Genomic DNA, 15,005 nt, shown 5'->3' on the forward strand with positions numbered 1-15,005 from the left:
GCTGACAGCATTTCACTACTGTTCATACGCCACCAGCCGTGGCAATTCCTGCGCGCTGAATTTACTTTCGCGCAAAGTCTGCAGCGCAGCCAGTTTGCCGGCTTCATCGCCCGGCCCGGCAAGCAGGCGTGCGCGTTGCTGCAGGAAGTCGGCAATACGTTGCTTCCATTGCTCCTCTTCGCGATCCACTTCCGCCAGACGGGCGGCGGCTTGCGGCGAAAAGGTGGCGGCGCGGAATTGATAGATTTGCTGTTCGCTCGCGCCTTGCGCACGCATCTGCGTCACCTGCTCCTCGGCGCGCGCAATGCGCAGCGGCGCCTCACGTTCTTCGCGCAGGGCGGGCGGCATGGCGGCGTCGATTTGCGCCAGCTTGTCCTGCTTTTGTTGCGCGTTGAGTTGCTTATCTTCGCTGACTTCAATCCGCGCAATCGCGTCCAGATCGTAGGCGTCGGTAAAGCCGAACAAGGCCTTGGATTCGCTGGCGCTGAAAAAGCGGCTGCGTGCGGCTTGCATGGCTTGAAAGCGTGCGCGCAGCGCAGCCGCTTGCTTGCCCTCCTGGTTGGCGGCGTATTGCGGATTGCTGTCCAGCGCGATCAGGGCGCGCTTGTAATCCAGATAGTTGGCGAACAGGCGGCGCGCCTGTGCTGCGGCCTTGGGTGAAAGTTTGCGGCTTAATTCCAGCTCGGTTTGCTGGATAATCGCCGGCAATGGTTTTTCACCGAGCGCGCTTAAATAATAATCAAACATGCGCGTCAACTCTGCATCCAGCACCAGATCGTCGCCAGGGCCGGTTTTCAAATCGCCATCCGTGCGCGTACCTTCCAGCGAACGGACAAAGGCGTAAGGATCTTGCGGTGCGCGCGGCACAGTGCTTTCTTCCGTCTGGCTGCCCAAGTAATACAGGCCGCCCACGGCGCCTATCAGTAAGCCCAGGGTGGTGAAGGCGAGGGTGCTGCGTTTCATCATGTGTTTCTCCTGTTTGCGGCGTCAGATGCGCTGCGCGCCTGATGACAGCGGTGAATCAGGCGCAAGCAAGGCGCAAGCGGCCACGATAAAGCAGCTTGCGCCGGTCGGCTTACAGTCCCATTTGTTGCAGGCGGTTGGCGTGTTGCCGGAACACTGTCACCGGATTGGTTTCAAACAAATGCACGATGCCCACGCTCTGGTTGATTTCATCCGCATGGTTCATGGCGTAATCGTCGCGGATCACGCGCCCCAGGTGACTGGAGCAGCTGGCCACCAGGCCATCGTTTTTCGCGCCGCCAAAGGCCAGCCCGGTCAAGGCCATCGGCCCATCCAGCGGATCGAATATATTGGTGAAGGTTTTTCCGCCGCTCCAGGAGAAATACGCCACGCCATTGGCGAAATACGCGCCTTCGCCGCATGCGCTGGCGGGCAGGCCGCCCGGGTGCGCAGCGTTAAAGCGCGCCGCCCCTTCGGTCGAAAGTGAGCGCGCGGCGGCCATCGCGTTTTGCGGCAGATTCGGGCTGCCCGAGAGTGCCGACAGCAGTTTGCCCAGGCCATCGGCGATGGTGCGCAGCACTGAGTTCGATAAGCTGCCATCCGGGGCCACGCCCAAAATGATGTCGGCCACTTTGGAGCCTTTATTCACGCCGGCGATTGAGGTCGCCGAAGCCACCAGATCCGGGCGCACCGAGGCCACGTAGCGGATGGTCGGGCCGCCATGGCTGTGCCCCATCAAATTCACCTTGGCCTTGCCGGTGACGGCGACAATGCGTTTGACTTCGCTCAGCAATTGCTCGCCACGCACTTCGGTGGCGTTGGCGGCGGAAACCTGCGGCGTATATACGGTTGCGCCACCGGAGCGCAGTGCGGCCGGAATGCCGTAGAAATATTCCACCGGGCCGATGCGGTCGAAACCGAATAAGCCGTGCACCAGCACGATGGGGTATTGGGTTTGGGTGTAGCCGGCGGCTTGGCCGCTTAAGGGCAGAGTGGCGAGCAGGGCCAAGCCTGCGAGCTTGCGCATGGAAAATTTCACGGTAATCTCCTGGAAATAAACGAAGTGAAGGATCTGCGTCCTTTTCAGATGGGAAGCTTTGCAACCATTGCAGAGCGAGCGCTCGATTTGCAATGAGGAAGAGTATAGGCAAAGAAAATTCGACTGACAACAGTTTTGCCAATATTTTTTCTGTTTCTTTAAGGAAATTGCCATGCGGAAAATTGCGGCGGTGGCATACGGTAGAAAAAGCATTCGACCAAAAGTATTGTTGCAAATAATAAATATTGCATTGCATCAATTATAAGTATTTGTTCTCTAATGCATTTTTTGAATTTGCTCATTGCGAAACTGTTCTATGGTTTTCCTTGGAAAAGGCTAAACTGCTAAAAGTTAGAGATTACTCTCAGTGGCAAACAACGGGAAAAAAAGGCTGGCGATGTTATAATGTTTCCATCAATTAATGTCTGCTTGGCGGATAAAACACAAGCCCGGCGCCGGCCCCATGCCGGCATGCAGACAGCGCCAGCGCAATCCCGCTCCGGTTTTGTGTTGCAGCAGGGCAGAACCGGCTTTTCCAGCAGAAAAGCACAATTCAGATAAGCGAATACAGATGAATATGAACAGCACCGCAAACAGCACCAATCAGCCAGGCAGCGCCGTCGTGCAGACGCCGCTTGAGCTTGCGCCTTTGCCGGTGCGGTTCACCCTGGCGCAGTTTCGCGCCGCGCTGCCGATTGATGAGCACAACATCTGGGGCTATCTGCTGGAGCGCAACAGCGAGCGCATCGGCGTCAAGCGGCGCGAAGTGGCGCGCGACAATCTGCAAAAAATCATTCAAGCCACCTTCCGCCTCGCCAATACGGTGGGTTTCCGCACCATGACGCTGCGCGATTTGTGCCGTGAAACCGGCTTGTCGATGGGCGGTTTATATGGCTATATCGAAAACAAAGATCAGCTGGCGAATATGATTGAAGACATGGTGCGCCATGTGACTGAATTGCTGCCGGGCTGGTTTAAACATGTCGCCATGCCGCTGGATGAAATTGAAGGACTGCTGCGCGCCCATGTGTATTTGTCCGAAATCTTTCAGCCCTGGGCGTATTTTGTGTTCCTGGAGTCGCGCACCTTGCAAAGCGAACAGCGCGATATCGCCAAAGGCTCGGAATTGAATGTGCAAAATCATTTGGCAAGCTTGCTCAAAACCACAGGCCGCTTCGGGCATGAGGAAACCCAGCTGTTAGCGGCGCACTGCATGTCGCTGGTGCAGGATTGGCATTTGAAACGCTGGAAATTCGGCAGTGTGAATGTGGATGCCGATGCATTTGCCGACAGCGTGGTGCAATTTGTGCGCAGCTATGTGCGCGGCATGCGCGAGGACAGCAGCGAAGAGGATGCGCGCTTGCGCCAGCTGGCGGCTTGAGTCCGCTGTCCGCCGCTTCAGCCGCTGAAGCGCTGCAATTGCGCCTCTTTCTTTTCCATATCCGTGTCGGAATCCGCATAGCGCAGCGCGATATCCTGAAATTCCTGCTGGATTTCCATAAACGCATCCACGATGTCCGGGTCAAAGTGTTTGCCGCGCCCCTCGGCGATGATGGCGGCGGCTTGCGCATGGCTCATGCCCTCTTTATAGACGCGGCGCGAAATCAGGGCGTCATACACATCCGCCACCGCCATTAAGCGCGCTGAAATCGGAATCGCATCGCCGCGCAAACCTTGCGGATAACCGCTGCCATCCCATTTCTCCTGGTGGCTGTAGGCGATTTCCTTGGCATATTTCAAAAAATCCACCTCCATTCCCAAATCGCGCTCAGCGGCGGAAATCGCATCGCGTCCCAAAGTGGTGTGGGTTTTCATGATTTCAAATTCATGCGGTTCAAAGCGTCCCGGTTTGAGCAGAATGCGGTCGGGAATGCCGACCTTGCCGATATCGTGCAGCGGCGCCGATTTGTACAGCAGCTCAATGGTTTTATCATCCAGGAAATAACCGAAACGCGGATGCAGCCGCAATTTATGCGCCAGCGCTTTGACATAGTTGGAGGTGCGCCGGATATGGTTGCCGGTGTCGCTGTCGCGCGTTTCGGCCAGTGAGGCGATGGTGTGAATGGTGACATCCTGCAGCGCTTGAATCTCGCGCGTGCGCTTTTCGATTTCATGCTCCAGGAATTTATTCTGATCGCGCAGAAAATCATTCACGCGCTTGGCCGCAAGCTGGGTTTTAATGCGCGCCTGCACAATCGGCGGGCTGATCGGTTTGGTGATGTAATCCACCGCGCCCATTTCCAGACCCTTGGCCTCATCATCCACTTCGCTCATGGCGGTGACGAAAATGACCGGGATATCGCGCGTGGCCGGATTGGCTTTCAAGGCCATGCAGACTTCATAGCCGCTCATGCCGGGCATCATGATATCGAGCAGAATCAAATCGAGGCGGGTTTCTGAAAATGCGATTTTCAGCGCGCGTTCGCCATTGATCGCAATCTTGGTGCGGTAATTGCCTTCCAGCACTTCGCGCAACAGGTCAATATTTTCCGGCACATCATCAACAATCAGGATAACCGGCTTGTCAGCTTGATTCTGGTTCATATTTTTTCCTCAACCGCGTGCATGGCGCTGACCGCCGCCAGCGCGTTTTGCAATAGTTGTGCCGCCTCGTCAAAATCATATGCGGCCAGCGCCTGCTCCAGCGCTTGCGCCGCGCTGTCTTGTTGTGCGGCCTGCAGCAATGGTTTTAATTCTGGCATGCGCTTGATCGCCATGGAGTCATTCTCGTGTATCAATTCCAGAATTTGCGCACCGGATTGTTGTATTTTACGTGCCAAGGCGGGATCCAGCGGCGCCGGATTGGCGTCCGGCGCGGGCGGCGCGCTGTGGCTGACCGGCTTGTTGCTCAGTTGCAGCGTGCGGCGCAAATGTCCCAGCAATTCTTTCATCAATTGCGCCAGCTGGAACAGCATGGCGGCCTGACCTTGTCCGGTATCAGTCAGCGCCGCTTCATCCATCCTTTTTTCCTTGATCCATTTTTCCAGCTCCGCCGCACCGTGTTGCAATTGGGTGGCGCCGATATTGCCGGCCAGTCCTTTCATGGTGTGGGCTTCTCTTTGTGCGGTTTCCATATCTTGCTGCGCCAAGGCAAGGGAGAGTCGGGCGGCCCAATCGGCCTGGGTTTCGACAAAGCGCAGCAATAATTTATGCAGCAATGCGCGGTTGCCGCCGACCCGCTTCAAGGCGCCTTCTAAATCCAGGCCGGGAATCTCGTCGGGCAAGATTTCCGCAGGTTTGGGCGGCGCTGCCGGCGGTAATTGCTGCACCCATTCCGCCAGCGCGGATTGTAATGGGGCCGGTGGCGCGGCGCTCGCAGAAGGCGCTGCCGCGCTGCTTTGGCGCGCTGCCGGCTTGATCCATTTCGCCAGCGTGCAATACAGTTGCTCGACATCAATCGGCTTGGCCACAAAGTCATTCATGCCGGCAGCCAGGCATTTCTCGCGGTCGCCCACCATGGCGTTAGCGGTCATGGCGATTACCGGCAAGGACTGGAGCACGGGATCGCGGCGCAATTGGCGTGTGGCTTCATAACCATCCATCACCGGCATTTGGCAATCCATCAAGACCCCGTCATAAGCTTGAGCTTGTTGCCGCAACATAAACAGCGCCTGTTCGCCATTGCCGGCTATCGCCACGCTGACGCCGATTTCGCGCAGAATGTCCTGCGCCACTTCCTGGTTGACTTCATTGTCATCCACCAGCAGCAAATGCGCGCCGCGCACCGCGTGTGCGGCGGCATGCGAGGCATCTTCCCGTTCACGCCGGCGCGCACGGTACACCGCATCGCGCCCGAAACAGGTGAGCAGGGTGTCGAGCAGGGTGGAGGGACTGACCGGCTTGGTCAGCACGGCGTCGATTTTCAGCGTGCGCGCGCTTTCCTCCAATTCCTCGCGGTTATACGCGGTGATCATGATGAAGGCCGGCACTTGCGCCAATTTCTCATGACGGCGCATGTGTTCAATCGCTTTCACGCCATCCATGCCGGGCATTTGCCAATCCATCAAAACCAGGCCGTAATCCTGGCCCCTCTCCTGCGCCTGTTCCATCGCGGCTAAGGCTTGGGCGCCGCTGGCCACTGCTTCAGCGGCAAAGCCCAGCATGTGCAACATGCTGACCAGAATTTCGCGCGCGCTGGCGTTGTCGTCCACCACCAGCACGCGCATATTTTGCATGCCGATTTCAGCGGCATGCGGCAGCGCCGCCAATTGTTCCTGCGCCAAGCTGAATTCGGCGTCAAAGTAGAAACAGGCCCCTTGCCCCGGCGCACTCTGTACGCCGATGCTGCCGCCCATCATTTGCACCAGCCGGCGTGAAATCGCCAAGCCCAGGCCGGTGCCGCCATATTTGCGCGTGGTCGAGGCGTCAGCCTGGCTGAAGGCGGTGAATAAGCGCGCCTGCTGTTCTTGTGACAGGCCGACGCCGGTATCGCGCACTGCGATATGCAAGCAGATGCGGCCAGGGCTGGGTAATTTGTCCTGCGCGCGCCGGATCGACAGCACCACCTCGCCGCGTTCTGTGAATTTAATCGCGTTGCTGACCAAATTCAGCAATACTTGATTCAAGCGCAGCGGGTCGCCCTGCAAACTGCCCGGCACCCCGGGGCCAATGTCGAACAGCAATTCCAGGCCCTTGTCCTGCGCCTTGATCACAGACAAATCCGCCAATTGTTCCAGCACATCTTCGAGCTGGAAGGGAATGCTTTCAAAACTGAGTTTGCCGGCCTCGATTTTGGAAAAATCCAGGATGTCATTAATGATGCCAAGCAGGTTTTTAGCAGCGGCATCGACTTTTTCCAGGTATTTGCGTTGCTTGGGTTTGAGTTCGGTTTGCAGCGCCAGATGGGTCATGCCGATAATGCCATTCATCGGCGTGCGGATTTCATGGCTCATATTCGCCAGAAAATCAGACTTCAAGCGCGAGGCGATTTCCGCTTCCTGCACCGCCAGCCGCAGCGTTTGCTGTTCGGCCAGGCTTTGCGTCATTTTGTCGAGTGCGCGCAAGAGCTGGCCGGTTTCATCCAGGCTCAGATCAATTGGCACACAACGCAAATCGCCACGCGAGACGCGCTCAGCCAGCGCCACCGCATTTGAAAGCGGCTCGGTGATCGAGCGGGTCGTGCGCCAAACCGAGAGCGCACCCGCAGCCAAGGCCAGCACACCCAGCAATAGCATGGCGTTACGCAATCGCGTCACACGCTGGCTGGACTCAGTCGCACTGTGCATGACTTCATGCTCCTGCAGTTTGACCATCAACTTGATTTCATTCAACATGCTTTCCAAATGCGGCAGGGTTTTTTGCCGCAATAAGCGCATGGCCAGATCCGGCTCTTGAGCCTCCACCAGATCCGCTAATTCGATGAATGAATCGTAATAGCGCGCGCGCGTGCTGGATAAGTCGAAAATATGTTGGCGCAGTTTCGGATGAATGCTGTGTTTTTGCAAATCGGCGAAGGCCTGGTCAATCACTCTTTTTTCATGGTCGATACGCGGGTAAATGGTTTTGCGCTGTTCCAGGTCTGACACCAGCAATTCCTGCGCCAGACGGGCCGCCTGCAAAGCGCTCGCATCAATCGTGTGAATCGCTTTGGTGGCCTGCCAATCTTCATTGAGCAGGTGACGGTTATGTTGCTCGATGTCGGAAATACCCTGCACCGCAGCCCAGATGATGCCCGCCATCAAGAACAGCAAGATGCCGTATCCGAGGCCGATCCGGATGCTGATTTTCAAATCGCGCCAGCGCCTCATTCCTGTCCCCCGTGTTGCGATGTCCGCACGCTCTCGCCAGCTTCCGGGGCCTGCAAGGGCAGGATCATGGATAAGCGCGTGCCTTTGCCGAATTCGCTGTGCAAGGCGATGCGGCCACCCAGAACGCCGCTCACCAGATTATAGACAATATGCATGCCAAGCCCGGAGCCGCCTTGCCCCAGTTTGGTGGTGAAAAAAGGGTCAAACACGCGTTCCAAGTGCTGTTCGCGGATGCCCACCCCGTCATCCGAAAAACAGATTTCCACCTGGCCGTCCGGCAGTAAATGGGTATCCAGATACATATTGCCCTGTTCCCGTCCCTCGAAGGCGTGGGCTAAGGCATTGGTGATGAAATTGGTGACCACCTGTCCCAGCGGGCCGGGGTAAGAGTTCATATTGATGCCGCTTTGCAAATCCAGGTGCAGGTTGTACGGCGTTTTTTTATATAGTGGTTCGAGCGTGATCACCACTTCTTCCAGCACCTGGCGCAAATCGAAGTGGCGCTTTTGATTGCTGGATTGATCCACCGCCACCTGCTTGAAACTGCTGACCAATTCAGCCGCGCGGTGCAAATTGCGCACCAGGATTTCCGCGCCCTTGGCCGACGATTCCAGATACTTGTCCAGCATGGAGCGGCGCGCATTGCCGCCGCGCACTTCCGACAACATTTGATTGGCGCTTTCCTGCAGGGTTGAAGCGACGGTGACGCTGTTGCCGATAGGCGTGTTCAATTCATGCGCGACGCCGGCCACCAGGCTGCCCAGCGCCGCCATTTTTTCAGAGCGGAATAATTCGCTTTGCATGGTTTGCAGTGAAGTCAGGGCTTGGCCCAATTCCTGATTCGCATTTTCCAGTTTTTCAGTGCGCTGGCGCACGCGCTGCTCCAATTCCGTATTCAATTCGCGGATCTGGTTTTCGATTTCGCGTTGGCGCGTGATGTCAATCGGGGAAAATAAAATCAGCTTGCCCACGCCGGTGTCCAAGAGCCGCGCCGATAACTGGCAGATCGCAACGCTGCCATCGCGCCTGCGCATATGCACTTCGATCCGGTCCACCGACTGTTGTTTGAGCAATAAGTCCAGATAGGCCTGGCGCTCATGCGGATAGACCCACCAGCCGATGATGTTGCTGGTTTTGCCGCACACCTCATCCCGGCTGTAGCCGCTTTGCTGCAGCAGCGCATCATTGATTTCCAGCAGCACCTCGCTATCCAAACGCTTCAAGGCCAGCGGCACCGGCGAGTGCTGAAACAGGGAGGCGAATTTGCTTTCACTGTTGCGCAATGACGCTTCCGAGCGGTGCAGGCGGCGGATGTGTTGCAACAGGAAAAAAGTCAAAATCAGAATAAAGCCTATCGTTGCGCCGGAAAACAGGGCGCGGTCGATTGAGCGTTTTTTCCAGGCCGCCAATATGCTGTTGTAATCGCGCGCAAACACCGTGGTCAGCGGATAGCCGCTGATTTTGCGATAAGTGTAGAGCCGCTCGCCGCCGTTGCGCTCATCCAGAAAACCCTGGCCGCTGATAGAGCCTTCCTGCGCTCCGCCATTGAGCTGGCGCAACATCGGGTGCGCTGAAATATCCATATCCAGATAACGCATTTCAAACGGCGAGCGCAACACCACAAAACCCTCATTGGCGAACAGGGAAACCAGGGCGTTGCTGTTTTTCGCCACCCGCGCATAGACATTGCTGAAATAGGAAATCGAGATATCCGTGCTGATCACGCCCAGATAGCGCTGTTTGCTGTCATACAGATTGCGCGCAATCGGCAACACCAGTTGCTGATCATAAAAGCGTTTTAAAGGATGACCGATGATGGCGCCTTTGTGCTCCGGGTGGCGTAACAGAAACCGCAAGTAATTACGGTCGTAGGCGTCAAATTGAAAGGCGGGATAATCCAGTGACGTCACCCAGTTTTCCCCGGCGGGATTGGTGTATTGCAGTGCGGTCAGGAAGCGGTTGTCATGCAAGCCCTGATTGATTAATTGCAAAATTTGCTCACCTTGCAAGCTTTGTGCGGTGTGCCGGTCTTGCGCGATTGCCGCCGCCACGGTATCGAGTTTGCGCTCAGCGTCCTGCAAGGTTTGGCTGGCGTGCTCTTCCAACAGGCGCACGGCGATCAAGCCATTGCCTTGTTCAGATTCCAGCGTCAGCAGACGATCTTGCGCCACCGCCCACCAAGTTTGGCCGATGATGGCGGCGATTGTCAGGCTGACAAAAAATAGCAGGACCGGACCGGCATCAGCCGCCCGGCTTCCCGGCTGCGCTGAATTCATGCAGACACGCTCCGCAAGAAATTAAGAACTTCAGTGTACAGGATTTGCCAGTGTGCGGGCGGATTGGAATGTCGCTGTGCGACGCATCTGCTACACTGCGCCTGCTAATCAGGGAGGAACGCATGAAACCTGTCGTCAAATATCTCGCCTTGGGCTTGGGCGGCGTGTTGTTGCTATTGCTGGCGCTGGGCGCCTGGCTTGCCGCCACCTTTAATCCAAATGATTACAAACCTGAGATTATTGCCATGGTGCAGCAAAAGAAACAGCGCACCCTGGTCATTCCGGGCGAAATCAAACTCAAATTCTTACCCCGCATCAGCGTTGAGCTGGGCGCCTTCAGTCTGTCTGAGCGCAATAGCCAAAATGAATTCCTGGCCGTGCAGCAAGCCAATCTGGCGCTGGAATTCTGGCCCTTGCTGCAAAAGCAACTGGTGGTGGACAAGCTTGCTTTCGATGGCGTGCGCTTGCACCTCAAACGCGACAAAAACGGTCAGACCAATTTGGATGATTTGCTGGAAAAAGAGCCGGACAGCGGGCAAAAACTGCGTTTTGAAATTGCCGGTGTGCAGCTGCGCAATGCCGATATCCTGTGGCAAGACGCGCAGAGCGGACAGCGCGCCGAACTCAAGGGGCTGGAATTGAAAACCGGCCCGATTGCCGAAGGTGTGGCCAGCAAAGTCGAGGCGGCGGCGCAGATTGCCGCCACGCAGCCGAAAGTGCAGGGCAAATTCCAGCTCAACACCGGTTTCCGCTTTGCTCCGGGGCAGGAAAGCAGTTTGCAGAAGTTGCAATTTCAATATGAAGGCGATGCCCTGGAATATAAGCAGATCAAGGCTTCGCTGAGCGGCGATGTGAAATTGCCGCCACAAACCCCGCCCCCGGGCGCCGCTGGCGCATCAGCCCCGGCCAGCGCGGCTGCTTCAGCCGGGGCCGCCGCAAGTCCCCTGGCGTTTTCCATCAGCGATTTCAAACTTGATGCGCAAGCCATGCAGGGCGCGCAAAAATTGCAGGCGCAGATCAGCTTGCCGCTCTTGGATTGGCAAGACAAATTCAAGTTGGAAAAAATGCAAGCCAAATTCAGCTTGCAGCAAAGCGCAGCGCACAGTCTTGAAGTTGATTTGCAAAGCGGGGCCGCGCAGGGCGATGCGAAACAGGTGCGCCTGGGGCAATTGAGTCTGCAATTCAACCTCAAACAGGAAGGCTTGCAAGCCAAGGGGCGTTTGCAAGGCGCACTCGATCTGCAGCCGGAAAAATTGCAAGCGCGCAGCCAGGATTTGCATTTGCAAGTCGAAGGCGAGGCCAGCGGCACGCCGCTGGCGCTGGATTTGCACACCCCCTTGCAGGCTGATTTGCAGCAAGGGCGGATCAAACTGGCCGCACTCAAAGCGCAGGCGCGCCTGCCGCATCCGGCGGCTGCGCGGGCGGGCGCGCCGAAAAATCTGGAGCTGGCCTTAAACGGCGATGTGGAAGCCGACCTCAAGCGCGAACAGCTCGACGCGCGCATGCAAAGCCGCTTTGATGAAAGCAATCTGCAACTCAAACTGGGAATGCGCGGCTTCAAACAAGCGCTGTATCTGGCGGATATCAATATCGATAAAATCGACGCTGACCGTTATCGCGCAAATGCGGAAAAACCGGCGGCGCCAAGCGCCAGCCCGACCCCGGCCACAGCGCCGGCCACGCCAGCGCAGGAGCCGGAAATCGCATTGAAAGCCTTGACCGGGATGAATCTGGAAGGCAGCCTGCAAGTCGGCAGTTTGCATCTCAGCAATTTGAAAATGCAAAACCTGGGCCTGAAGCTGAAAACCCGGCCCGGCAAAGATGGCGGGCGTCTGGAATTGAGCAATTTGCAAGCGCAGCTGTATGGCGGCAAGCTTGACGGCAGCCTGGCCTTGCTGGTGCAGGGCAAAACCCAGCAATTGCAGCTCAAGCAAAATTTGAGCGGCATCAATATCGCGCCGCTGCTCAAAGATCTGCAAGGCAAGGCCGCGCTGGAAGGGCGCGGCAATGTGCAACTCGATCTGCAAACCGAAGGCACGCGTTTATCCAGCTGGCGGCGCAATCTGCAAGGCGGCATGAAAATGAATTTGCAAGACGGCGCTCTGGTCGGCTTTAATCTGGCGCAAATCATCCGCAACGCCAAGAGCGCACTTGGCGCAGCCGAGAGCAAGACCGGAACCTCAAGCCAGCTGGAAAAAACCGATTTCAGTGAATTGGCCGGTTCCCTGCAATTTAAACAAGGCGTGGGCCATAACGAAGACCTGAGTTTAAAGTCGCCCTTATTCCGTGTTGCCGGCTCCGGCGATATTGACCTGGGTGCGGAAAAGCTGGATTACCTGGTCAAGCCCACGGTGGTGGCCAGCTTGCAAGGGCAGGGCGGGCCGGAATTGCAGGCCTTGAAAGGCTTGACCATCCCGGTGCGCTTGAGCGGCCCCTTCACCGCCATCCAATGGAAGATCGACATGGCGGCCCTGGCCAAGGAAGCCGCCGGCCAGAAAGTGCAGGAAAAGAAGGAAGAAGTGAAGAAGAACCTGCAGGATAAATTGAAGGATGGCTTGAAAGGCTTGTTTGGCAAATAAGCGCAGGCGGGCGGCCTTATGCCGCCTGCCATCAGCCGAATTGCGCCAGCTTTGGCAAATCATATTTCAGGCGCACCATGTCATGCGCCAGACTGGCGTCATACACGCCACGGATGCGCCCGGATTGCGCGCGCAAAAAGGTGCGCTCGATGTGCGGCGGCAAGCCATCCGCGCCGGTGGCTGACAGCCAGTCCGGCGGCAGCTGAAAACGCGCAGCGCATGCGCAGCGCCGCTCAGCGGCATCACCGTAATCGAAAAAACGGCAAACCATCAGCCCGTTTCCCCACCCCCAGCGCACTATGCGCGCGCAAGCGGCCGACTGTGTTGATCTTGCAGCCTGACGTCGGCGACTTGCCTGAACTTGGATAAATCATCCCCGCGCGGACGCAGATCCGCCCGCGCATACCAAGGCTGCTGAAGGCGGCGCCTGATATCCAATTGCGTAATGTATTGCTGGTATGCATTTTGCTTCTTCTGTTTTTAGTCATGCAGATGGTTTTTCCGCTGGCATGGCGAAGCAACAGGGTTTGAAGATGGAGCAATCGTGGAAAGAAATATTTCCTGGTGGAAAAGAAAGATATACAATGCACATACTATTTAACATGCATGCTTGTATTCATCGGCTTTGCCGGATTCACCGGTATGCAGACGCGCAAGCGCCAGGGCTTGGCGAGCTCAGCTTGAGTATCGGCGCACTGAAATTTACGCAATAAACATATTGCGCAAGGAATTCATCATGAAAAAAATTGTTATGTTGTTGGCGGCGCTGGGTTGCCAATCTTTGTCAGTTGCCTATGGCGCTGATCTGTATGCCGGTAATGGCGGCGTCAAAATCGGCGTGGATGGCAATGGCAATGGCGGGCGCAGCGTGGCCTGGGACGGGGTGCTGGAAGTCAATGACAATGAAGTGGTGCGGGTGGACAGTATGGATATCTGCTATGTCCGCATCTGGCATGAAGCCTATGCCAAGGATATGACGCCCAACACCACAGCAGTCTTGCGCTCGCTCAGCAAACACGGGGCATGGCAGATTGTGCCGCATGTCTCTGCGCAAGGCATGCTGCAGCCGACGGTGTATGGCGCGATGATACGCAAAGGCAAGAATCTGGTTGAGATCATGCTTGACCCGGATCATATTCTGGCGGAAAGCAATGAAAACAATAATAAGAAAAGCTTCAGCTTGAATTATCAAGGCAATAAATGCGATGTGCGCGGGCCTGGCGCCACCCCCACGCCCACCCCGACTGCGACGCCAATTCCGACGGCCACGCCAACCCCGACTGCGACGCCAATTCCGACTGCGACGCCAACCCCGAGCGCCACGCCCAATCCGCGCCCCACGGCGACCCCGGCGCCAAACCCGCCGTCGCCCAGCCCCACGCCAACGCCAACGCCGCCCAAAAACAATCCAGGACGCGCAGATTTGCAAATCGATACGCTGAACACCCGCATCGCCAATATACTGATTCCGGCTAAAGATACCTTGCTTGAGCTGCCGCCTGGCAGCGCACGCATGCAGGCAGATGGTAAATGCGGATTTGAGATTGTGTTCGCTGAATATAATGCCGGAAAGGGGGATGCCGGCCCTGCGCTGAGCCGGATTTGGCGTGATCGCCTGAGTATCCTGGATTTGCCCCGGCAAGGTCTGCAGGCCAACTATATAACGGCGAGCGGTGCGATGATTTTGCTGCCGCCCGGCCGCAGCCGATTGCTTTGGGAGGTTGACAGCAATAAGCAAGTGCAGGAAGACAGCGAGTCGAATAATCAGATCAGTTTTGATGTGATGGTCCGGGATACTTGCCAGCCCAGCGCTACGCCGACCCCGACGCCTGCGCCAAGCCCCGTGCCGACACCCGGCGCCAGCCCGACGCCTGCGCCAAGCCCCGTGCCGACGCCCGGCGTCAGTCCGACGCCGACTGCCACGCCAGCGCCGCAACCCAGCCCGGTTCCAGGCAAGCCGGCGCGGCCAGTGGAGTCGCCCGTGACAGCCGATTTGCGTTTGATCGGCGGCCTGACCTTAGGCCCGCGCGCATTGGCCTGGGGCGGTGAGTACGCCTTAAGCGCCGCAGATCTGACGCCGGGGCGGGGTTGCCGTTTGCCGCTGCGCTTCAATGTGGAAAACGCCGGCCAGGCGCCCGCCTTTGCGTTTTACGCCAGGGTTTCCTTCGGCAATGGACAGAGTGTGGAAATCGGCCCGTTTAACCAGCCTCCTGGCTCCAAGAGCGAAATGGCGGCGACCCTGACCTTGCCGCATTACACCAGCGGGCTGACTCTGCTGCTCGACAGCCGGAATCAGGTGGTGGAAGCGGAAAAACGCAACAATGTCGGCGCCATCCGCCTGAATGTCGGCGCTTTGTGCAAGCCGCTTAAATAAGTCCTCATCTTCAGGGCGGTGTTGGCA

General features: G+C 57.1%; 9 protein-coding genes. 3 read left to right on the forward strand and 6 right to left on the reverse strand.

What is annotated here, in order from left to right; all coding sequences use genetic code 11:
* Positions 1 to 15: 15 nt before the first annotated feature.
* On the reverse strand, positions 16 to 966 hold the full coding sequence (locus tag V8J88_RS03655) for a lipase secretion chaperone (protein WP_338847853.1): 951 nt from the start codon (positions 964 to 966) through the stop codon (positions 16 to 18).
* A 109-nt stretch (positions 967 to 1,075) separates the two neighbouring features.
* On the reverse strand, positions 1,076 to 1,990 hold the full coding sequence (locus V8J88_RS03660) for a triacylglycerol lipase (RefSeq protein ID WP_338849829.1): 915 nt from the start codon (positions 1,988 to 1,990) through the stop codon (positions 1,076 to 1,078).
* A gap of 589 nt (positions 1,991 to 2,579) precedes the next feature.
* Between V8J88_RS03660 and V8J88_RS03665 the strand changes: the two genes are divergently transcribed.
* Positions 2,580 to 3,383: a helix-turn-helix domain-containing protein gene (locus V8J88_RS03665; RefSeq protein ID WP_338847855.1), complete on the forward strand. Its 804-nt coding sequence runs from the start codon at positions 2,580 to 2,582 to the stop codon at positions 3,381 to 3,383.
* Between the two features lie 17 nt (positions 3,384 to 3,400).
* Here the strand turns inward: V8J88_RS03665 and V8J88_RS03670 are convergent, their stop codons facing one another.
* Genes V8J88_RS03670 through V8J88_RS03680 form a run of 3 tightly spaced genes read right to left on the reverse strand, consistent with a single transcriptional unit; the run spans position 3,401 to position 10,025 of the window.
* Complete coding sequence (locus V8J88_RS03670) at positions 3,401 to 4,546, reverse strand: two-component system response regulator (protein ID WP_338847856.1); 1,146 nt, start codon at positions 4,544 to 4,546, stop codon at positions 3,401 to 3,403.
* Positions 4,543 to 7,749, reverse strand: coding sequence for a response regulator (locus V8J88_RS03675; protein WP_338847857.1), 3,207 nt, complete (start codon positions 7,747 to 7,749; stop codon positions 4,543 to 4,545). The genes V8J88_RS03670 and V8J88_RS03675 overlap by 4 nt, the downstream gene beginning before the upstream one ends.
* Complete coding sequence (locus V8J88_RS03680; RefSeq protein WP_338847858.1) at positions 7,746 to 10,025, reverse strand: ATP-binding protein; 2,280 nt, start codon at positions 10,023 to 10,025, stop codon at positions 7,746 to 7,748. The genes V8J88_RS03675 and V8J88_RS03680 overlap by 4 nt, the downstream gene beginning before the upstream one ends.
* 122 nt (positions 10,026 to 10,147) lie before the next feature.
* Here V8J88_RS03680 and V8J88_RS03685 point away from each other — a divergent pair, with 122 nt between their 5' ends.
* Positions 10,148 to 12,604: an AsmA family protein gene (locus tag V8J88_RS03685; protein WP_338847859.1), complete on the forward strand. Its 2,457-nt coding sequence runs from the start codon at positions 10,148 to 10,150 to the stop codon at positions 12,602 to 12,604.
* Between the two features lie 31 nt (positions 12,605 to 12,635).
* On the opposite strand, the gene V8J88_RS03690 is transcribed toward V8J88_RS03685, so the two are convergent.
* Positions 12,636 to 12,875 (reverse strand): hypothetical protein, encoded by a 240-nt coding sequence (locus V8J88_RS03690; protein WP_338847860.1) that lies wholly within the window; start codon positions 12,873 to 12,875, stop codon positions 12,636 to 12,638.
* Positions 12,876 to 13,340: 465 nt separating this feature from the next.
* Between V8J88_RS03690 and V8J88_RS03695 the strand changes: the two genes are divergently transcribed.
* Positions 13,341 to 14,978 (forward strand): hypothetical protein, encoded by a 1,638-nt coding sequence (locus tag V8J88_RS03695; RefSeq protein WP_338847862.1) that lies wholly within the window; start codon positions 13,341 to 13,343, stop codon positions 14,976 to 14,978.
* Positions 14,979 to 15,005: the final 27 nt, after the last annotated feature.

Source organism: Massilia sp. W12 (genome assembly GCF_037300705.1).
Lineage (GTDB): Bacteria > Pseudomonadota > Gammaproteobacteria > Burkholderiales > Burkholderiaceae_D > JACPVY01.